The following is a 19,943-nucleotide window of genomic DNA, read 5'->3' on the forward strand; positions in this document are numbered from 1 at the left end:
CCTCGTACGGCCCGTGTCCCGCGCGCGCGGACGTGCGCCACCCCACGATGGGATCATGCCCAACCCTTCCCGGCTGCGCGCCGCCGCCCTGACCGCCACCGCCGTACTGCTGTCCTCAGGGCTGGCGGGCTGCGGCGACGACTCCCAGAAGGACGAGGACCTCACGGCCCAGAGGCTCAGCTGGAAGGACTGCCCGGCCCCGTCCCCCGCGGAGGGCGGCGGCGAGGCGCCCACCCCTCTTCCGGGCGGCGACAAGTGGCAGTGCGCCACGATGGCGGCGCCCCTCGACTGGAACGACCCCAAGGGCGACACCATCGGCATCGCCCTGATCCGGGCGAAGACGAGCGGTCCGCAGAGCAAGCGCATCGGGTCACTGGTGTTCAACTTCGGCGGTCCCGGCGGCTCGGGCGTCAGCACGCTGCCCGCCTTCGCCCAGGACTACACGACCCTGCGCACCCGCTACGACCTGGTGAGCTTCGACCCGCGCGGAGTGGGCCGCAGCGCCGCCGTGGTGTGCCTGGACGACCAGCAGCTCGACCACTACTTCCAGCAGGACGCCATCCCCGGCGACGCCGCCGCGCAAGCCGCGTTCCTGCGCAACACCAAGCAGTTCAACGCCGCCTGCGAGAAGAACTCCAAGAAGATGCTGCCGCATGTGCGCACCACCGACGCGGCCCGCGACATGGACCTGCTGCGCCACGTCCTCGGCGACGCCAAGCTCCACTACTTCGGCATCTCCTACGGCACCGAACTCGGCGGCGTCTACGCCAACTTGTTCCCGAAGAACGTGGGCCGCGCCGTCTTCGACGGGGTCGTCGATCCGACGCAGACGCCCGAGGAGAGTGCGCTCGGGCAGGCCAAGGGCTTCCAGCTCGCGCTCGACAACTTCGCCGAGGACTGCACCTCGAAGGTCGAGGACTGTCCGGTCGGCGACACCCCCGAGGACGTGAAGGACCGCATCGCCACTCTGCTCAGGGACCTCTCCAAGAAGCCGATCCCCGGCATCCTGCCGCGCGAACTGACCCAGACGGCCGCGACCAACGGCATCGCGCAGGCCCTGTACTCGAAGGACTTCTGGGAGTACCTCACCGAGGGTCTCCAGGAGGCGTACGACGGTGACGGCAGGATCCTGATGCTGTTGTCCGACTCGCTGAACGGGCGCAGCGCGAACGGCGAGTACAGCAACATCCTCGCGGCCAACGTCTCCATCAACTGCGCCGACGACAAGCCCCGCTACACCGAGGACGACGTGCTGGAGAAGGTGCCCGAGTTCCGGGCCGCGTCGCCGCTGTTCGGCGAGTTCCTGGCCTGGGGCATGACGAGCTGCACGGACTGGGCGGTGGCCGGCGCCGCCGACCATCCCGACGTCCACGCGCCCGGCGCGGCGCCGATCCTCGTGGTGGGCAACACCGGCGACCCGGCCACGCCGTACGAGGGTGCGCGCAGGATGGTGGACGCGCTGGGCAAGGGTGTCGGGGTGGAGCTGACGTACAAGGGGCAGGGGCACGGCGCGTACGACAGCAGGAACAAGTGCGTACAGAGCGCGGTGAACGGCTACTTGTTGGACGGGAAGGTGCCGAAGGACGGGACCGTGTGCTCCTGAATCCCCCTCAGGTCGATCGAAGTAGCAGGTCAGACGGTTATCCACAGGCCTCGGCGGGCTCGGCTCGCGCCGCCTAGTATGGCTGGACCGCCGAACCGCTGCTCGACGCGGACGGCCTGCGAGGGGGGAACACTCGGATGGCGCGATGGGCACGATGGACGGCGCTGGGCGCGGCCGCACTGCTGGTGGCGGGCTGTAGCGGCAACTCGTCGTCCGACAACGGCAAGAACGGCGAGGGGACGGGCAGCGCGAAGGCCTCGGCCGCGGCGTCCTCACCGCGGGCGGCCGCCACGGTCGCCGCGCTGCCCGCGTCGCTGACGTCCCAGAAGCTCGACTGGGGACGGTGCGAGGCGACCGCCGACTCCCCCGCGCCGGGCGGCGACTGGCAGTGCGCGACGCTCAAGGTGCCGCTGGACTGGGCGAAGCCCGAGGGTCGGACGACACATCTGGCGATGATCCGCGCCAGGGCCCGCGGCGGGGACCGCATCGGCTCGCTCCTGTTCAACTTCGGCGGCCCCGGCGGCTCGGGCGTGTCCATGATGCCGTCGTACGGGTCCACGGTGTCCGTGCTGCGCGAGCGGTACGACCTGGTGAGCTGGGACCCGCGCGGAGTCTCCGCCAGCGGCGGCGTGCGCTGCCGCGGCGACCGGCAGATCCAGGCCGCCGAGGCGATCGACGCGACACCGGACACCCCGGCCGAGGAGCAGGCGTACTTCCAGGACGCCGCCGACTTCGGCCGCGGCTGCCAGAAGGCCGCCGGAGACCTGATGGCACACGTGTCGACCACCGACACCGCCCGGGACATGGACCTGATGCGCCGGGTCCTCGGCGACGAAAAGCTCCACTACTTCGGCATCTCCTACGGCACCGAACTCGGCGGCGTCTACGCCCACTTGTTCCCGCAGAACGTCGGGCGGCTGGTCCTCGACGCGGTCGTCGACCCGAGCGCCGACACGGTGGGGCACGCCGAGAACCAGACCAGAGGCTTCCAGCGCGCGCTGAACGACTACCTCGAGTCCACCGGCCAGGACCCGAAGCAGGGCACGCGGAAGATAGCCGGACTGTTGAAGCGGATCGACGCCGAGCCGCTGCCCACGTCGTCGGGACGGAAGCTGACGCAGACGCTGGCGGTCACCGGCATCGTCCTGCCGCTGTACAGCGAGGCCGGCTGGCCGAGCCTGACCAGCGCCCTGAAGGAGGCGGAGCAGGGTGACGGCTCGGAGCTGCTGACGCTCGCCGACGGCTACAACGAGCGGGACGGCTCAGGGCACTACGGCACGACGACCCACTCGCAGCGGGTCATATCGTGCCTCGACGACAAGCAGCGGCCCACGCTGGAAGAGACGAAGAGGCGCCTGCCGGAGTTCGAGAAGCTCTCGCCCGTGTTCGGGGACTTCCTCGGTTGGGACACGGTTGGCTGGTGCCACGACTGGCCGGTGGCCGGGCAGTACGACACTCCGGAGGTGAGCGCGCCTGGTGCGCCGCCGATCCTGACGGTCGGCAACACGGGCGACCCCGCGACCCCGTACGAGGGCGCCCGCAGGATGGCGGACGAACTGGGCAAGGACGTCGGCGTGGTGCTCACCTGGAAGGGCGAGGGGCACGGGGCGTACGGCAACGGAAGCGACTGCGTCGACTCCACGGTCGACGCGTACCTGCTGAGGGGGACGGTGCCGAGGGACGGCAAGGTCTGCTCATGACGAGGGCGACGGGGGCGGCACGGTAGCTCGGGCACGACGTCGAGCGGCGACGGCCGAAGCCCACGGCGTCCGACAGGGTCGGGGCCGTGGGCTTCCTCTGGCCTGCTGGTCGGTGAGACCGCTGACTAGTAGACCGGCTTGTCCGGTTCGATCTGGTTGACCCAGCCGATCACGCCGCCGCCGACGTGCACGGCGTCCGCGAAGCCCGCGGACTTCAGGACGGCGAGGACTTCCGCACTGCGGACGCCCGTCTTGCAGTGCAGGACGATCTTCTTGTCCTGCGGGAGGGACTCCAGGGCGGTGCCCATGAGGAACTCGTTCTTCGGGATCAGCTTGGCGCCGGGGATCGAGACGATCTCGTACTCGTTGACCTCACGGACGTCGATGATCTCGATGTTCTCGCCGTCGTCGATCCACTCCTTGAGCTGCTTGGGAGTGATCGTCGAGCCGGCGGCCGCCTGCTGGGCCTCCTCGGACACGACGCCGCAGAAGGCCTCGTAGTCGATGAGCTCGGTGACGGTCGGGTTCTCGCCGCAGACCGCGCAGTCGGGGTCCTTGCGGACCTTGACCTGGCGGTACTGCATCTCCAGGGCGTCGTAGATCATCAGGCGGCCGACCAGCGGTTCGCCGATGCCGGTGAGGACCTTGATCGCCTCGGTGACCTGGATGGAACCGATGGACGCGCACAGCACACCCAGGACGCCGCCCTCGGCGCAGGAGGGCACCATGCCGGGCGGCGGGGGCTCCGGGTAGAGGCAGCGGTAGCAGGGGCCGTGCTCGGACCAGAAGACGGAGGCCTGGCCGTCGAAGCGGTAGATCGAGCCCCACACGTACGGCTTGTTCAGCAGCACGCAGGCGTCGTTGACCAGGTAACGGGTGGCGAAGTTGTCCGTGCCGTCGACGATCAGGTCGTACTGGCTGAAGATGTCCATCACGTTCTCGGCTTCGAGCCGCTCCTCGTGAAGGACCACGTTCACATACGGGTTGATGCCGAGGACGGAGTCGCGTGCTGACTCGGCCTTGGAGCGGCCGATGTCGGCCTGGCTGTGAATGATCTGACGCTGCAGGTTCGACTCGTCGACCTCGTCGAACTCCACGATGCCGAGCGTGCCCACGCCCGCCGCGGCCAGGTACATCAGTGCCGGCGAGCCCAGGCCGCCGGCGCCCACACAGAGCACCTTCGCGTTCTTCAGCCGCTTCTGCCCGTCCATCCCGACGTCGGGGATGATCAGGTGGCGGGAGTACCTGCGAACCTCGTCTACGGTGAGCTCGGCAGCCGGCTCGACCAGGGGTGGCAACGACACGGGGACTCCGTTGGTCGGTCAATCACTACAGTTGTTCTCCTGGCAACACTGCCACGGCCCTCTTCATTCCGAGACACCCGTTCCGATCCGCGAGACGATCTCGTCCCAGTAGCCGGGCAGGGTCTCCCAGGGGTCGACGCGGCCGCCACGGTCCGTCCGGTCCGTGAAGTAGATCGTCGAGGCGCCCTGCCAGCGGGCGATGCGCAGCGCCTCGTCGAGGTGGCCGCGCGGGACACCGTGCACCAGGTGGCAGAAGCGCTCGGGCGGGTAGTCGGCGGTCCACTCGGCCACCTGTGACCAGCGGTAGTCGCTCCAGGGGCCGGAGAACGTGACGAGCTGGTCGGCGTTCTCCGCGTAGCCGGGATACGGGTGGGTGCCGTGGCCGAGGACGATGTGGGTGTCGTCGCGCAGGGCGCGCAGCGCGGCCACCGTGCGGCGCGCGCCGGGGAGTGCGGTGCGTTCGACCGGGCAGCGGTCCAGCAGGAAGCCGTCGACCCGGTACCAGTCGATATAGCGGTGCGCCTCGGAGATCACGTCGGCGAAGGGGCGGGTTCCGTGGGCGGTGTCGAGGTGGCCGAGGACCCGCACGCCCGCGTTGCGCACCCGGCCGGCCGCCTCCAGGCAGTGCGGATCGGGGCGGACGCCGGGGCCGTCGGCGACGTTCAGCACCACCCAGTGCAGGGGTGTACCGGGGCGGGTGAGTTCACCCCACTCGGTCGGGGCGACGAGGGGGTGGGCGTAGCCCGGGATGCCGAAGCCGGTGCGGACGTCGGTGCTCGCGGTGCCCGCCGTCGAGCTGGTCAGATACGGCACGCCGCCTCCATCCAGATGTCGGCCAGGGACTCTTCGAGGTTGATGCGCGGCCGCCAGCCGAGCCGGTCGCGCGCGGTGCGCACATCGGCCTGCTGCCAGCTGCCGCAGCCGTCGGGGTACGGGTACGCGACCGGGGCCGCGTGGTCCGGGTCGGTGCGCGGGTGGCCGATGGTCGCCCGCAGGTGGTGGCCGCCGGAAGGACCGTCGAGTTCGTGCAGGCTGCCGCCGTAGCCGGCCACGCGGGCGAGGATCGCGGCGGCGTCCCGCAGTCGCACGGCGCGGCCCGAGCCGATGTTGATGACACCCTGCGCGGCGGACAACGAGGCCGCGTGGACGGCACGGGCCACGTCGCGTACGTCGATGAAGTCGCGTTGGGCGCCGAGACCGCCGAGTTTGAGCTCGCCGTCGCCGGACTGCATGGCGCGGCGCATGGCCTCGGCGAGGCGGCCGAGCGGGGAGCCCGCGGGGGTGCCGGGTCCGGCGGGCGAGAAGACCCGCAGGACGACCGCGTCGAGGCCGGAGCCGAGGACGAGTTCGGTGGCGGCGAGTTTGCTGACGCCGTAGGGGCCGCCGGGGCGCGGGACGGCGTCCTCGGCCGTGGAGGAGCCGGGCTGGCTGGGGCCGTACTCGGCACCGCAGCCGATCTGCACCAGGCGGGCGCCGCAGCCGCTGCGGCGCAGCGCCTCGCAGACGGTGGCGACGGCGACGGTGTTGTGCCGGGCGAGGTCGCGGGCGCCGCCGCGGGTGGCACCGGCGCAGTTGACGACGACCTGGGGGTGGACCGCGTCGAGGAAGCGGGTGAGCGCGCCGGGGCTGCCGGACGCGAGGTCGAAGCGGACGTCGGCGTCGTCACCGCGGCCGAGCGCGGTGAGCTGGACGGCCGGGTCGGCGAGCAGCCGGTCGGCGACGAAGCGGCCGAGGTAGCCGTTGGCTCCGGTCAGCAGGACTCTCATCGCGCGGCTCCCGGGGTGTGCGTTCCGGATGTTCCGGTGGCTCCGGACGCTCCGGGTCGGGAGGTGGTCATCTCGTGTTCTCCTTCGCGGGGGTGATGCGGTTGCCTCCGGCGCGGAGGCCGGTTCTCCCAGGGCGGACAGCAGATCGGGGGGGTGTGGCGCGCGTCCGGACGCCGGGGGTGCGCCTCGCCGGTCGGCATGGGGCCGGGGTGCGCGTCGTCGTGGCGGCGGGGGTGCGCGTCGTCACGGGGGCGGGCGCACGCATCGCCGGTCGTCACGGGCTCGGGGGTGCGCGCCGCCGGTGGTCGTGGCGGCGGGGGTGCGCCCGAGCGGGGCCGGCCGGTCACGGCGAGTCCTGCGGTCGGGCGTGGGCCGAGGCGCGGGTCAGGGTGCGGGTTGCGTGGACCAGCAGGAGCAGGGCCGCCGCTCCGCAGAGGAGGGCGGGGACGATGCCGGGGCCCCAGGTGTCCACCAGGGCGTCGACGGGGGCGGACAGGACGGCGCAGCCGGGGAGCCGGCCCGCGAAGACGGCACTCAGGGCGGCGGCTTCGGCCAGGGCCGTGGCGCCGAGGGCGAGCACGGGGGCGTGGGTGAAGCCGTGCACGGTGAGGAGGCGGGCGAGCAGGAGGAGCGCGCCGAGGGTGAGGGCCTGGGCGTAGGCGGCCGGCTCGCCCAGGGCCGCGGCGCTCAGCGCAAGCAGTGCGGTCAGCGCGCCCAGGAACAGGGCGAACGTGCCGAGCAGCAGCGGTTGTACGGAGGCGGCGAACTCCTCCAGGCCGCGGCTCGCGGCGAGTCTCCGGCGGGCTCGTACGGTGAGGAGGTGGGCGGCCCCCGCGGCCGGGGCGCAGCCCAGGGCGAGGGCCAGGACGGGGGCCGTGGCGAGGGGCCAGGCGCCGTCGGGGGTGCCGGTCGGCAGGCCGTCGGGGCCGCCGGCGACGGCGCCGCGGAGCAGGCCGTCACCGAGCGCCGTGTAGCCGAGGAGCCACCACGTCCAGGTGCTGGTGCCGGTCCGGTGCGGGCCGGTGCGGCGGCCGGCGCTCAGCGGGCCGTGGCGGAGCAGAGCCCGCAGGCCTACGGCCATGGCGAGGACGCCCACGGCGGCGATGACCAGGCGGGGTCGTCCCGTGGTGAGACGCAGGCCGACCACGGTGGCGGCGCACAGGACCCCGGGCAACAGGGCGAGCAGGGCCCGGTCCGCGCGTGGCCTGCCGGTGGTGACGGGGGCTGCCGGGCGCGACGGCTCCTCACCGGTACGGGGGACGCGCGCGTACATCTCCTCCGCGAGCGAGAAGACGTCCCGGTGGCGGAAGCGCACCGCGGTCCGGTCGGTGACTCCGTGCGCCTCCAGGCCCGCCGCGATCTCCAGGGGGTCCACGGCTCGTTCGCACAGGTCGCGGTGACGGTGCATCAGGGCCTTGACGGGGTCGGCCGCGCCGCGGCGGGAGCCCGCGGTCGTGCGGTCGGCGGGGAGCCTGGCCGCCTGGTCGGCGGCCTGACCGGCCGCCGCCTCGCTCGCTCCCGCCGGCCAGTCCTGCGACTCCGTGCCCCACGGCCCGGGGCCACCCGTCGCGCCGGAGCGGTCCAGTTCGCCGAGCCCGCTCATCGTGCCCCCTCCGTCGCGACCGTCCCGGCCGTCGGCGCCGTCGCCCGCACCGGCGGTCCCGCCGCCCAGCCCGGGACGCCGCGGGCGGCGCCGCGGGTGACCGGTCCTGTCCAGCGGCCGGGCACATGGGCCTCGGCGGGGACGGCGAACGGCAACGGCTCGCCCGAGCGGTCGAGGACGACCCGGTTGACCGGGCAGTGCGAGACGATCTCCAGGTAAATGCCGTGAAATGCCGTGATGTTCTGCTCGACGGTGAACAGTTCGAGCGCCCGGGCGCGTGCCGCGGCGCCCAGGCGCGCACGGCGCTCGGAGTCGCGCAGCAGCGCCACGCTCGCGTCGGCGAGCGCCCGTGGATTGCGCGGGGGCACGACGAGTCCGGTGCCGCCGATCACCTCGACGACCGCGCCGACGTCGGTGGAGACCGTGGCCCGGCCGCAGAACATGGCCTCGACGAGGCTGACGGGGAAGCCCTCGACGACGCTCGACAGGACGATCACCGTGCCCGAGGCGTACGCGTCCGCGGCCGTCGGCAGCTCCGGGCCGCCGATCTCCTCGAAGGACACCGGGTTGTCGCCCACGGTGTGCGGGCCGTCCGCCTCGTCGGGGAAGAGCTGCGCGGCCAGCGCCTTGCAGTGGCCGAGATACGCCTCGCCCTCGGCGCCGGTCGCGGAGCCGACGACACGCAGGCGGGTCTTCGGTTCCTCCTTGCGGACCTCGGCGAAGGCGTGCAGCAGGGACATCAGGTCCTTGGCCGGTTCGACCCGGCCGACCCACACCAACGTGTCCGGGTCCGTGTAGTCGGGTGCCTCGCCCACCTCGGCGAAGTGCGCGGCCTCCATGCCCGGGTAGACGGTGCGGAGCTTGTCCCGGTCGGCGCCGCAGCGCTCCTGCCAGCGGCGGGCGTGCGCGTTGCCGGGGGTGACACAGGCGGCCTGCCGGTAGACCTCGGTGGCGAGGCGGCCGTGGAAGGCGGCGAGCAGGGCCCGTACGGCGGGGGCGGCCTCGGCGGTCGGGCCGGCGCCGGAGGCCAGATAGTGCGTGCGCAGCCGGACCCCGTACTCGGTGACCAGCAGGGGCACGTCGAAGAAGTGGCGGGCGACGAGTCCGGGCAGGGCCGCCACCCCGCCGGACGCCGCGTGGCAGAGGTCGGCCGAGCCGAGCCCGTCGTCCCCGTACCAGTCGAGCGAGAGGGGGCGAAGGGCCTGTTCCAGGTGCGCGGCGACGGCGAGCAGATCGGGTACGCGCGCCTCGCGCGCCGTGCGGAGCGCGCCGGGCGCACGACAGGCGCGCTCCAGAGCACGTACGGCGCGTTCGGAGCGGAGTGCTCCCACCAGGCCGCCCTCGTCACGGGCGAGTTCGGCGAGTCCGTACAGCGCGCTGCTGAAACGGTCCGCCTCTGAGGCGCAGAACTCCTCGGAATCACCGGAGGAGTCCCCCGGCTGCCGCTGAGCGCCCCCCGGTCCCCCCGCCCCCCCGGGGCCGCTCGCGCACAGAGCGGCCACGAGCTCTCCGTAGCACTCGGCGAACCGCCGGCGCGCGCGACGCCCGTACACCACCCCGTCGTCCGCCGCTGTCCACAGCGGCGCCGTACGCACCCGGCCGACCTGCGGTGGGAGCTCGATCCAACCCTCGTTCTCCTGGCGCTCGGTGCGGCTGAGCGCGTAGAGGTCGAAGTCGTGCTGCCCGAGCCCGCGCACGAGCCGGTCGCACCAGAGCCTGGCGTCACCGCTCACATACGGATAGCCACCCTCCGTAAGCAGTCCGATGCGCACGAGTGCACCCCCGATCTCCCGTCTGGGGAGCCGCCGTTGACTCGGCGGCTCGCAGCGGGAAGAACGTATGCGGACAAGGCGGTGGCGCGATGGACGGTTGTCCATCGCGCCACCAAAAGGGGTGAACGGTCGTAACTTTCCCGTGCGGGTCGCGTTCCGTCGCGCTAGGAGATCATCCGGACGCGCAACGTCACGGCGGCGTCAGGTACGGGCCGGCTCCCGTCGCGCGGCCCGGCGCCGGGCCGCGGCCTGCGGGTCGAGGGCGGGTACGGCCGCCAGGAGCTGCCGGGTGTACGGATCGCGCGGGAAGCCGTAGACCTCGTCGGCGGTGCCGGTCTCGACGACCCGGCCGTCGCGCATCACCGCGACCCGGTCGCTGACCTGGCGCACCACGGCGAGGTCGTGCGCGACGAAGACCAGTGCGATGCCGAGTTCGCGCTGCAACGCGCCGAGCAGGGCGACGACCTGGGCCTGGGTGGTGACGTCGAGCGCGGAGACCGGTTCGTCGCAGACGATGACGCGCGGGTCGGCCGCGAGTGCCCGCGCGATGCCCACGCGCTGGCGCTGACCACCGCTGAACTCGTGCGGGAAGCGGTTGTAGTGCGCCCCTTCGAGCCCGACGCGCTCCAGAAGTTCACGTACGCGCTCCTGGATGCGCCCCTCGTCCCGCTCCCCGCGCGCCCGCAGCGGGTCGGCGATCGACTCTCCGACGCTGCGGCGCGGGTTGAGGGAGGCGACGGGATCCTGGAAGACCATCTGCACGGCCGGGTTCACCCCGGTGTGCGCGCCGCCCGCGTACCGGATCTCACCGGCCGTCGGCTTCAGCAGCCCGACCAGCATCCGGCCCAGGGTCGTCTTGCCGCTGCCGCTCTCGCCCACGATGCCCAGGGTCTCGCCCCGGTGGAGGGTGAGCGACACGGCGTCGACGGCCGCGAACACCCGCTTCCCCCGCCCGAACTCGCGCCTCAGGCCGGTCGCCTGGAGCACGACCTCGCCCGGCTCCCGGACTCCGCCGTCCGACGACCGACCGGTCGCACCGTCCGCGGACCCGTCGGACACCTTGTCCGACGCCCCACCGGCCGACATCCCACCGGCCGACCCGGCAGCGGCCGCCCCGGCGGACTCCGCACCCGGGTCCACCCTCGAAGCCCCTTGCGAAACCGCTCCCGTCCCGCCACTCGCGGCACCCCCCGCGCTCACCCTCGGGACCGCGGCGAGCAGTTCGCGGGTGTACGCCCGTGACGGCGCCCCGAGGACGTCGGCGACCGGGCCGTGTTCGACCGCCTGTCCGTGCCGCATGACCAGCACGTCGTCGACGCTCTCCGCGGCCACGCCCACGTCGTGGGTGACGAGCAGCAGACCCATGCCGGTCTCCTCGCGCAGTGTGTGCAGGAGGTCGAGGATCTGGGCCTGGACGGTCACGTCCAGCGCGGTGGTCGGCTCGTCGGCGATCAGCAGGTCGGGCTCGCAGGCGAGCGCCATGGCGATGAGGGCCCGCTGGCGCATGCCGCCGCTGAACTCGTGCGGGCGGGACCGGGACCGCCGTACCGCGTCCGGGATTCCCACCCGCTCCAGCACCTCGACGGCACGCGCGCGTGCGGCCCGCCGCGAGGCACGCGTGTGCACGCGGTGGACCTCGGCTATCTGGTCGCCGATCGCGTAGTACGGGTCCAGGGACGACAGCGGGTCCTGGAAGACCATCGCCGCCCTCCCGCCGCGCAGCCGGCGCAGTTCGTCGTCGGAGGCCTGCTGTACGTCGGTGCCGGCGACGCGGACCGAGCCGCCGACGGCGGCCCCGGTGCCCCGGTGCAGCCCCAGCAGGGCCGAGGCGACCGTGGACTTGCCGGAGCCGGACTCGCCGACCAGTCCGAGTGCGGCGCCCTTCTCCAGCCGGAAGGAGAGGCCGTCCACGGCCCGCAGCGCCCCGAATCCGACCGTGAGGCCGGTGACTTCCACCAGGCTCATGCGAGCACCACCCGTCGGTCGGCCACCGCGTACAGGACGTCCGCGACGGCGTTGGCGAGAACCACGAAGAAGCCGATGACCAGGACCATGCCGACGACGACCGGCAGGTCGACGACGTTGACCGCGTGCACCAGTTCCTGTCCGATGCCGGGCAGTCCGAAGAGCGTCTCGGTGAGCACCGCGCCGCCGACCGCCGACCCGAAGTTGTTCGCGTTCAGGGCGATGACCGGTGCGAACGCCCCGCGCAACGCGTGCCGCCCGATGACGGACCGTTCGCCGACGCCGTACGCCCGGAAGGTGCGGATGTGGTCCTCGGCGAGCGTCTCCAGCATCGACGACCGGGTCAGCCGGGCGAACGCGGCGGCCTCGATGAGGGCGAGCGAGAGCCAGGGCAGCAACAGGTTCCAGGCCCACTGCTCGGGGTCGTCGGTGAGGTCGACGTACTGCGGGAAGGGCAGCAGGTGCAGTTCGCCGCAGACCACGATCATCAGGATCAGGCCGATGACGAAGACGGGGGTGGCCGTGCCGGCGAGGGTGAGCGCGGTCAGTGCCCGTTCGGAGAACCGGCCGCGCCGCCAGGCCGAGAGCACGCCGGTGCCGATGCCGAGGACGAGCCACAGCACCATCGCGCCGAAGACGAGCGAGAGGCTGACCGGGAGCTTGGCCAGGATCAGCCGGGTGACCTGCTGGTCGCTCTGGTACGACAGGCCCAGGCAGGGCGCGGGGCAGTGCTCCACCGAGGTGCCGGTGGAGTAGTCCCGGCCGACGAGGAGGCCCTGGAGGAAGTGCCAGTAGCGCAGGTACAGCGGGTCGTCGAGGTGCAGTTGAGCGGCCACCTGCTGGACCTGGGCGGGTGAGCAGCGCGGGCCGCAGGTGATCTGGGCGACGTTGCCGGGGGTGGCGTAGAAGACGACGTAGACGATCACGGAGATGGCGAACAGGGTGATCAGTGTGCCGATCGTGCGGCGCACGAGGAAACCGCCGAAGCCGGTCATGCCGAGGCCCCCTTGTCGGCCTTGGTCTCCCGCCTGCGCCCGGTTCCCACGCGCAGACGCGAGGCCGCGCGCGGGTCGAGCGCCGTGCGCACGCCGTCGCCGAGGACGGTGAGCGCGAGGACGGTCACGAACAGGGCGCCCGCGGGCAGCAGCAGGTACTGCGGGGCGGCCTGGTACCAGACGTCGGCGGAGGTCAGCATCTGTCCCCAGGACGGGGTGGGCGGCTTCACGCCGACGCCGAGGAAGGACAGGGCGGCCTCGACGGTGATGTTCTGCGGCACGAGGAGCGCCGCGTAGGTGATGACGGGCGCGGCGAGCCCCGGCAGCAGCTCCCGGCGGGCGATGCGCCAGGTGCCCCAGCCGCTGAGCCGGGCGGCGGAGACGTAGTCGAGTTCCTTGAGCGTCAGCGTCTGGGCGCGGACGACCTTGGCGATGGTGCCCCAGGAGATCAGCCCGATGACCAGGGTGACCAGCACGGGACGCGGGAAGCCCGACGGGACGATCGCGAGCAGCGCCAACGACATGATCATGAGTGGCATGGCGACGAAGATGTCGGTGATCCGGCTCAACAGTTGATCAACCCATCGGTTTCCGAGCGCGGCGGCGATGCCCAGTACGAGCCCGATGGCGACCTGCACGACGGTCGCGGCGAGCGCGACGCCGAGCGAGACCCGGGCGCCGTACACGAGCCGGGCGAACAGGTCGCGGCCGGTCTGCGGTTCGACGCCGAGCCAGTGGTCCGCGCCGACGCCGCCCAGCGGGCCGGTCGGCACGCCACCGCGCGCGGAGTCGATGAGTGAGGGGTGGTAGGTGGTGGGGTCCTGGCCCTCGATCGCGGTGAGCAGCGGTGCGGCGAGCGCGACCAGGACGAGCAGCGCGACGACGACGGCCGCGACGAGGGCGGCGCGCTGCGTCCGCAGCCGCCGCCAGAACTGAGGACCCCCGGAGGCCCCCGGGACGGAAGCGCCCGTCCCGGGGGCCTGGGAGGCGAGGAGTGACTCGCTCACAGCGCTACTTGACCGCGACCTGCGAGGGGTCCAGGACGCCGTCCCAGTCGCTGATGACGATGTTGCGGACGTCCTTGCCGTACAGCCGCTTGTAGACGGGGTGGAACAGCGGGACGGTCAGGGCCTGTGCGCCGATCTTCTTGTCCAGCGCGCCCCATCGCTTGGCGGCCTCGTCAAGATCCGTCAACTTGTTGATCGCGTCAATCTCGGCATTGACCGACTTGTCGTCGAGGAAGCCGGTGTTGAAGTTCGCGCCGTCCTCGACGATCTGCCGGCCGTCGAAGATCGGGGCCAGGAACGGACCGCCGGAGGGCCAGTCGGCGCCCCAGTGGGCGAGGAAGAAGCCGGGCTCCGTCTTCGCGCCGTGGATCTTGTCGGCGTAGTCGTTCTCCTCCAGGCCCTCCAGCTTGACGGTGATGCCGGCCTTCTTCAGCGCGTCCTGGATCGCGGTCGCGATCTCCGGGCTGGTCTCGAAGTCCTTGCTGTTGGAGTGCGTGAGGGTGACGGTCAGCCCGTTCGCGTGGCCGGCCGCCTTCAGAAGTTCTTCGGCCTTGGCCGCGTTGCCGGACGCGCCTGCCGGGAACAGGTCGTAGGGCTCGTAGCCGTACGACTTCTGGTTCGGCAGGAAGGTCGTCGCCGCCTCGGCCAGCGACGAGCCGCCGGCCGCGTTGACCACCGACGAGCGGTCGAGGGCGTAGGAGATCGCCTGTCGCACCCTGACGTCGTCGAACGGCTTCACCTTCGGGTTGAACGCGATGTAGTCGGTGTAACCGAAGCGGCCGGTGCCGACGCGGGAGGCGAGTTCCCTGTCGCCGGTCACCTTGGCGAGTTCGGCCGGGCCGAGGTTGGTGTCCGTGGTGACGGCGGCGGCGTCCGTGCCCTGGGACGCGGCCAGCCGCTGGTTGATCACGGAGGAGTCGATCCCGGAGCGTACGTCGATCTTGTCCGGGTAGGCCTTGCGCTCGGCGTCGGTGGAGGCGGACCAGTACGTGTTGCGCTCCAGGACGAGCCGCTCACCGTCGTTCTCGTTCTTGACGACCTTGTAGGGGCCGGACGAGACCGGGTGCTCCTCGTACTTCGTGCCCTTGTCCTTGGCCTTCGGCACGGGCGTGAACTGCGTCTGCGTGGCCAGGAAGGGGAACTCGCCCTCGGGCTTGTTCAGATGGAAGACGATCGTGCGCTCGTCCGGCGTCCCGATCGAGTCGAGGCTCTTGCCGCCCTGGTAGGGACCCTGGTAGTCGGCACCGCCGATCAGCCAGTCCCGCAGGTAGGGGGCGCCGCCGGAGAGCTCCGCGGCGAAGGAGCGCTCGATGCCGTACTTGATGTCGGCCGAGGTGATCGGCGTGCCGTCCTCGTACTTGAGCCCCTCCTTCAGCGTGTACGTCCACACGGTCGCGTCCTTGTTGGGGCGCCCGGTGTCGGTGGCCAGGTCGGGGACGACCTCGGCGCCGGCCGCGCCGTTCTCGCGGTTGCGGGTGGTGAGCGTACGGAAGACGAGGGAGGGGATCTTGCCGCCGCCGGAGGTGTAGAGGCGGGCGGGGTCGAAGTCCTGCTGCGGGTTGGAGTTCAGGACCGTGAGCGTGCCGCCCCGGTGCGGCGCGGAGTCGCCACTGGAGCCCTTGGCATCGTTGTCCTCCGGCCCACAGGCGGCGGCGCCCGCTGCCAGGACCAGGCTGACGGATACCGCTGCCACGCGGCGCGCTCTGACGGACGGGTGACGCATAGGAATGACGACCTCTCGAATACTGAGACGGAATGACGAGGGATGAGACGGTTGCGGACACACGTCGGCCCGGCGCCTGGTCGTCGAAAAAGGTCGTACCCGGCCCGTGAACCGGTCACGGAGGGTGGGGGGATTCGCGACGCGCGCGCCTTGGGGCGGGCGTCAGCGACAGAGGATGTCGGCCACGCAGAGCGGGGTCACACCGATGAGCGCCAGCTCGATGGCGGCGCAGGCGGAGGTGTGACGAGACGACATGCGCAGAAATATGAACCAACTTTCCACGCGTGTCAAAGCGGCTGCGGAGCCGCCTGTCAACTGCTCGGGTAGGCCCAGGGGTTGGGCCTGCACCTGATTCCGTCGTGGTCGAGGAACTTGGTCTGCTGTTGCATGACCGGAGCGAGTCCGCCGTCCTTCTGGCAGGTCACGTGGCTGTGGCCGAGGCGGTGGCCGACCTCGTGGTTGATCAGCATCTGCCGGTACGCGTGGATCGCGTCGCCGTACGTCGTCGAGCCCTGCGCCCATCGGTAGGCGTTGATCATCACACGCTCGGTGGCGGCCGAGTCGCACGAGACGTTGTCCTCGGTGGTGTCCAGGCCGGACTTGGCGCACCAGTCGGCGGTGGTGCCGGGGCTGGCGAGCGTGATCACGAAGTCGGGCCTGCCGGAGTGGATCCGCTCGAAGGTGCGGGCGCCGTCGTGGGCCCAGCTGCGGTTGTCGTTGAGCGTCTTCTGCACGGCCTGCGCGAAGAGTTCACCGTCGAGTCCGAGCCCCTGTTCCACGTCCACGCGGTAGGTGTACTTCCGCCCCTTCCCGGGCGCCTTGGCGAAACCGGGGACCGCGTCGAACTTCCCCGAGCCCTTGAGTGTGGGGCTGAGCGGGTACTTCACGGCCATCTTCTGCGCGTACGTCAGCGGCACCACGTCGGCCGACGCCGACGGACTCGGCACCACCGAGGGAGCCGAGGGGAGGGAGACGCCGGCCTGACCGGCGGCGGACTGCGACCGCAGGCCTTCGCTCTCGTCCTGGCCGCCGGCGACCTGGCCGGCCACGACGACGGCCAGCACGGTGGTGACGGCGGCGGCCGCGATGCCGGTGAAGGCACGGCTCTTGGTGCTCTTCTCGCGCGTGGGTTCACCGGCGGGCGGCGCTTCGTCGTCATCGACGTCGATGCCGGTGCCGGTGCCTGTGCCGCCGTCCGTGCCTGTCCGACGAGGGGCCGTGGCCCGGTCGACGGCGGGGGCGTACGGATCTGTGGCGAGCGCGGAGACGGCGGTGCGCGGCGCGAAGACGTCGTCGTCCGCGGTGAAGGCGTCGAGGTAGTCCTGGCGGGGGCCGCGCGCAGGCGCCTGCCGTTGCCTCGGTATCGAGGGCCCCTGCGCCTGCCCACCGAACCGTCCGTACCCGACCCCATCGGTCGTCGGCCCTCTCAACACGCCCCAGCCGCCGCCGGACTCGCGCTGCTCGGGATGTCCGCCACGAACCCGGGGGACACCGTGCGCGGGCGTGCCGTCGCCCGACCGGGGGATGCCGTGGGCCGGCGTGCCGTCCGGGAAGAGCGGCAACCCGCGCGCGGGCGTGCCGTCCGCCGTCGGCGGAGCCGGCGGCCGGGAGCGTGCCGGCGGCACCCGCTCCCCGGTGTCTTCCGTGCCCGCGCTCTTGGGCGCGGGACCTCGGCGGCTGTGGCGTCCCACGTCGCCCCTCAGCTCCCGGTACTCGTTCGTCGGACGGACTCGGCGCCGCCGTCGGCGGCATCGGAGGCATCCGTACCTCCGGCCCCGGCCGGAGCCCCGGAGCGCTCCGCGTACTCCAGAAGGTCGCGGAACGCCGTAGCCACCGTATCCGGGTACTCCATCATCGCCACATGCCCGGCCTGTGGGAGCGTCAGCAGACGGGAGTCACGGAAGGTGCGGGCCGCTCGCTGGGCCATGCGGAAACCGACCAGCTGGTCGCGGCCGCCGTAGACCAGGAGGGTCGGCGCGAGGACCCGCTCGGCCTGGCGCCACAGGCCGTGCTGGCCGCCCAGCGTGTACGCGTTGACCAGCCCGCGCGCGGAACGCGTCATCGCGTCCCAGAAGTACGGCAGCCGCAGCCGCCGCTCCAGCTCCTGCACCGCGTGCCCGAACGCCTCGGGAGCCACCCGTGCGGGGTCTCCGTAACAGAGCGCCATGACGCCGCGAACCCGCTGCTCCGCCGTCCACTCCCTGGTGAACCGGGTGAAGACCGTCGCCACGCCGGGGAAGCCGAGCAGTGCCGTGGGCAGCGCGGTGCGCTGCACACGCAGTTCCGGCAGCGCGGGCGAGACGAGGGTGAGCGTGCGGACGAGGTCGGGCCGCACGGCGGCCACGCGCGTGGTGACCGCGCCGCCGAGCGAGTTGCCGAAGAGGTGTACGGGCCCGCGCCCGGACGAGTCGAGGTAACGGATGACCGCGCGCGCGTGCCCCGTGACGGAGTAGTCGCCGTCGTCCGGCGGCGGGGAGTCGCCGAAACCGGGCAGGTCGAGGGCCTCGCACTCGACGACCCCGTCGAGCAGGGCCATCAGCGCGGACCAGTTCTGGGAGGAACCGCCGAGACCGTGGACGTGGAGCGCGGGTGCCAGTCCCTCGCGCGCGGGTGGCCTCGAACGTACCGAAAGCGTTACTCCGGGCAGCCCGACGGACCTGAGGCGTTCGCCGTCCGCGACCCTGACGGCGGCCGGTTCCGGAAGCAGGTCGGTGGGGGGCACTGACGGCAGCTCGGTCGACGACATGCGGCAATGTTACGAGACGATCACGCAGGGACTGATGTGTTCGCTGTCACAGATTGCGGGCGGATCGCATAGCGTCCGGATCGGGTGTCTCCTAGGCTCGTAGAGAGGGCACCCGCATTACAGCGCCTGTCGTCTTTCAGGGACGTGCGAGGAAGGGAGCCCGTCATGGCCGTTGATCCCACCGACCCCGAGGTGTACGAGGAACTCGAGGAGCGCCAGGCCGACGACCGCCGGGAGATCGATGTCGAGGCGCCGGAGAACGACGCCGCGCAGCAGTTCGCGGACGTGACGCCGGACGGCGACGACCCTCTCGACGACGTGGACCCGGCCCGCGCCGACGAGGCCGACCTCATCGAACAGGCGCGCGTGGTGTCCCTGGACGAGGACGACTACCGCTGAGCGGGAACTCATTCCCGGGCCGACCGGCCCGCCTGACCTGACCCGTATATGCCTATTCACACCGCTCTGCACTGTTTCAGTCGGCGTCCGTCGCCGTTCGGTCCGCCGCAATCGGCGTCCGGTCCGTGAAATTCTCCGCTCGCACCGCGCACACCACGGTTACCGAAAAGTACGATGGCCGCGCGGCGCTCACCGCAAGTGGACGACATTGGGAGGCGGCGTGACAGCCATCGAGCAAACTGAGGCGGCACGCCCGCGTGGCACTCGCCTGCCGCGCCGAGCTCGACGTAACCAGCTGCTGGGCGCCGCCCAGGAGGTCTTCGTCGCACAGGGCTACCACGCTGCGGCGATGGACGACATCGCCGAGCGCGCCGGCGTCAGCAAGCCCGTGCTCTACCAGCACTTCCCGGGCAAGCTCGACCTCTACCTCGCCCTGCTGGACCAGCACTGCGAGTCGCTGATCCAGTCGGTGCGCGCCGCGCTGGCGTCGACGACCGACAACAAGCAGCGCGTCCGGGCGACGATGGACGCGTACTTCGCGTACGTCGAGGACGACGGCGGCGCCTTCCGCCTGGTCTTCGAGTCGGACCTGACGAACGAGCCCGCCGTGCGCGAGCGCGTCGACAAGGTCACCAACGAGTGCGCCGAGGCGATCTGCGAGGTCATCGCCGAGGACACCGGCCTCTCGCGCGCAGAGTCGATGCTGCTGGCCTCCGGCCTCGGCGGTCTCGCCCAGGTGGTGGCCCGCTCCTGGCTGCACAGCGACCGCAGCGTCGCGCGCGACCAGGCGGTCCAGCTGCTGGCCTCACTGGCCTGGCGGGGCATCGCCGGTTTCCCCCTGCACGGCACGGATCACCACTGAGGCGAACCGCCGCGTACCCCCGGTGGGGTTTTGTTCCCGCTCATTGTTCGCTCCTGGCGTGGCCGACCGGAGCGTGTTCGTCCCCTCACCGGGCTAATGTGTGCTGCGTACGGCGCGGAATGTTCGCGCACTTCACTGACCGTCGGAGGGACATAGCCGTGGAGGTCAAGATCGGCGTGCAGCACGCGCCCCGCGAGATCGTTCTGGAGAGCGGTCAGAGTGCCGAGGAGGTCGAGCGGGCGGTGGCCGAGGCACTGGCCGGGAAGTCGCAGCTGCTGAGCCTCGTGGACGACCACGGCCGCAAGGTCCTGGTCCCGGCGGACCGCCTCGCCTATGTCGAGCTCGGCGAGCCGGCCCCGCGCAAGGTGGGCTTCGGCGCGCTGTAGTCCGCGCACGTGGTCCGCACGGCGGACGACCACGCGAGCGACGCGAGCAACGTTCGCAAACACGATCAGAGGGGCGGGGCGCCCAGACGTCGCCCGGCGCCCCGGGGAGGTT

The 19,943-nt window shown here is 71.9% G+C and carries 17 protein-coding genes; 5 read left to right on the plus strand and 12 right to left on the minus strand.

All coding sequences use genetic code 11. From position 1 onward, the window contains the following. Positions 1–55: 55 nt before the first annotated feature. Both ACFV0T_RS30765 and ACFV0T_RS30770 read left to right on the plus strand, forming a co-directional pair. The gene (locus ACFV0T_RS30765) at positions 56–1,603 is read left to right on the plus strand and encodes an alpha/beta hydrolase (RefSeq protein WP_385786130.1); all 1,548 of its coding nucleotides are present in this window, start codon (positions 56–58) and stop codon (positions 1,601–1,603) included. 137 nt (positions 1,604–1,740) lie between these two features. Next, positions 1,741–3,303 carry an alpha/beta hydrolase gene (locus ACFV0T_RS30770; protein WP_385786132.1) on the plus strand — a complete coding sequence of 521 codons (1,563 nt, stop codon included), beginning with the start codon at positions 1,741–1,743 and terminating at the stop codon, positions 3,301–3,303. A 125-nt stretch (positions 3,304–3,428) separates the two neighbouring features. Here ACFV0T_RS30770 and moeZ read toward each other — a convergent pair whose 3' ends face one another. The 12 genes from moeZ to ACFV0T_RS30830 all read right to left on the minus strand — a co-directional run bounded on the left by moeZ (position 3,429) and on the right by ACFV0T_RS30830 (position 18,184). Then, positions 3,429–4,607, minus strand: a complete 1,179-nt coding sequence (gene moeZ, locus ACFV0T_RS30775) for an adenylyltransferase/sulfurtransferase MoeZ (protein WP_385786134.1) — start codon at positions 4,605–4,607, stop codon at positions 3,429–3,431. A gap of 63 nt (positions 4,608–4,670) precedes the next feature. Next, positions 4,671–5,420 (minus strand): spherulation-specific family 4 protein, encoded by a 750-nt coding sequence (locus ACFV0T_RS30780; RefSeq protein WP_385786137.1) that lies wholly within the window; start codon positions 5,418–5,420, stop codon positions 4,671–4,673. Continuing rightward, positions 5,408–6,373, minus strand: coding sequence for an NAD-dependent epimerase/dehydratase family protein (locus ACFV0T_RS30785; protein WP_385786140.1), 966 nt, complete (start codon positions 6,371–6,373; stop codon positions 5,408–5,410). Before ACFV0T_RS30785 ends, ACFV0T_RS30780 begins: the two co-directional genes overlap by 13 nt. 343 nt (positions 6,374–6,716) lie before the next feature. Next, positions 6,717–7,976, minus strand: coding sequence for a hypothetical protein (locus tag ACFV0T_RS30790; protein ID WP_385786143.1), 1,260 nt, complete (start codon positions 7,974–7,976; stop codon positions 6,717–6,719). Continuing rightward, entirely contained in the window at positions 7,973–9,748 is a 1,776-nt protein-coding gene (locus ACFV0T_RS30795) for a DUF3492 domain-containing protein (RefSeq protein ID WP_385786146.1), read from the minus strand. Before ACFV0T_RS30795 ends, ACFV0T_RS30790 begins: the two co-directional genes overlap by 4 nt. Positions 9,749–9,949: 201 nt before the next feature. Further along, positions 9,950–11,713: a dipeptide ABC transporter ATP-binding protein gene (locus tag ACFV0T_RS30800; RefSeq protein WP_385786148.1), complete on the minus strand. Its 1,764-nt coding sequence runs from the start codon at positions 11,711–11,713 to the stop codon at positions 9,950–9,952. Beyond that, positions 11,710–12,708 carry an ABC transporter permease gene (locus tag ACFV0T_RS30805; RefSeq protein ID WP_385786151.1) on the minus strand — a complete coding sequence of 333 codons (999 nt, stop codon included), beginning with the start codon at positions 12,706–12,708 and terminating at the stop codon, positions 11,710–11,712. The genes ACFV0T_RS30800 and ACFV0T_RS30805 overlap by 4 nt, the downstream gene beginning before the upstream one ends. After that, the gene (locus ACFV0T_RS30810; RefSeq protein WP_385786154.1) at positions 12,705–13,715 is read right to left on the minus strand and encodes an ABC transporter permease; all 1,011 of its coding nucleotides are present in this window, start codon (positions 13,713–13,715) and stop codon (positions 12,705–12,707) included. Before ACFV0T_RS30810 ends, ACFV0T_RS30805 begins: the two co-directional genes overlap by 4 nt. Positions 13,716–13,719: 4 nt before the next feature. Continuing rightward, positions 13,720–15,438, minus strand: a complete 1,719-nt coding sequence (locus ACFV0T_RS30815) for an ABC transporter substrate-binding protein (protein WP_385786157.1) — start codon at positions 15,436–15,438, stop codon at positions 13,720–13,722. 162 nt (positions 15,439–15,600) lie between these two features. Continuing rightward, positions 15,601–15,693, minus strand: a complete 93-nt coding sequence (locus tag ACFV0T_RS30820; protein WP_385786160.1) for an Ms4533A family Cys-rich leader peptide — start codon at positions 15,691–15,693, stop codon at positions 15,601–15,603. Positions 15,694–15,749: 56 nt separating this feature from the next. Further along, positions 15,750–17,129: a DUF3152 domain-containing protein gene (locus tag ACFV0T_RS30825; RefSeq protein WP_385786163.1), complete on the minus strand. Its 1,380-nt coding sequence runs from the start codon at positions 17,127–17,129 to the stop codon at positions 15,750–15,752. Positions 17,130–17,137: 8 nt separating this feature from the next. Beyond that, a complete protein-coding gene (locus ACFV0T_RS30830; protein WP_385786166.1) occupies positions 17,138–18,184 on the minus strand; it encodes an alpha/beta fold hydrolase in 1,047 nt (348 codons plus the stop codon). 165 nt (positions 18,185–18,349) lie between these two features. Here ACFV0T_RS30830 and ACFV0T_RS30835 point away from each other — a divergent pair, with 165 nt between their 5' ends. The 3 genes from ACFV0T_RS30835 (at position 18,350) to ACFV0T_RS30845 (ending at position 19,831) form a co-directional block, all read left to right on the plus strand. Beyond that, positions 18,350–18,583, plus strand: coding sequence for a hypothetical protein (locus ACFV0T_RS30835; RefSeq protein ID WP_385786169.1), 234 nt, complete (start codon positions 18,350–18,352; stop codon positions 18,581–18,583). Positions 18,584–18,803: 220 nt separating this feature from the next. Continuing rightward, positions 18,804–19,445: a TetR/AcrR family transcriptional regulator gene (locus ACFV0T_RS30840; RefSeq protein ID WP_385786171.1), complete on the plus strand. Its 642-nt coding sequence runs from the start codon at positions 18,804–18,806 to the stop codon at positions 19,443–19,445. Positions 19,446–19,603: 158 nt separating this feature from the next. Then, positions 19,604–19,831: a DUF3107 domain-containing protein gene (locus ACFV0T_RS30845; RefSeq protein ID WP_385786174.1), complete on the plus strand. Its 228-nt coding sequence runs from the start codon at positions 19,604–19,606 to the stop codon at positions 19,829–19,831. Positions 19,832–19,943 lie beyond the last annotated feature (112 nt).

The organism is Streptomyces sp. NPDC059582 (assembly GCF_042735715.1).
GTDB lineage: Bacteria > Actinomycetota > Actinomycetes > Streptomycetales > Streptomycetaceae > Streptomyces.

What these genes read in the sequence shown, in the direction of transcription:
- ACFV0T_RS30805 (WP_385786151.1), bottom strand. Translation starts at nt 12,708, where the DNA reads ATGACCGGCTTCGGCGGTTTCCTCGTGCGCCGCACGATCGGCACACTG.
- ACFV0T_RS30830 (WP_385786166.1), bottom strand. Translation starts at nt 18,184, where the DNA reads ATGTCGTCGACCGAGCTGCCGTCAGTGCCCCCCACCGACCTGCTTCCG.
- ACFV0T_RS30790 (WP_385786143.1), bottom strand. Translation starts at nt 7,976, where the DNA reads ATGAGCGGGCTCGGCGAACTGGACCGCTCCGGCGCGACGGGTGGCCCC.
- ACFV0T_RS30835 (WP_385786169.1), top strand. Translation starts at nt 18,350, where the DNA reads ATGGCCGTTGATCCCACCGACCCCGAGGTGTACGAGGAACTCGAGGAG.
- ACFV0T_RS30800 (WP_385786148.1), bottom strand. Translation starts at nt 11,713, where the DNA reads ATGAGCCTGGTGGAAGTCACCGGCCTCACGGTCGGATTCGGGGCGCTG.
- ACFV0T_RS30785 (WP_385786140.1), bottom strand. Translation starts at nt 6,373, where the DNA reads ATGAGAGTCCTGCTGACCGGAGCCAACGGCTACCTCGGCCGCTTCGTC.
- ACFV0T_RS30765 (WP_385786130.1), top strand. Translation starts at nt 56, where the DNA reads ATGCCCAACCCTTCCCGGCTGCGCGCCGCCGCCCTGACCGCCACCGCC.
- ACFV0T_RS30815 (WP_385786157.1), bottom strand. Translation starts at nt 15,438, where the DNA reads ATGCGTCACCCGTCCGTCAGAGCGCGCCGCGTGGCAGCGGTATCCGTC.
- ACFV0T_RS30820 (WP_385786160.1), bottom strand. Translation starts at nt 15,693, where the DNA reads ATGTCGTCTCGTCACACCTCCGCCTGCGCCGCCATCGAGCTGGCGCTC.
- ACFV0T_RS30770 (WP_385786132.1), top strand. Translation starts at nt 1,741, where the DNA reads ATGGCGCGATGGGCACGATGGACGGCGCTGGGCGCGGCCGCACTGCTG.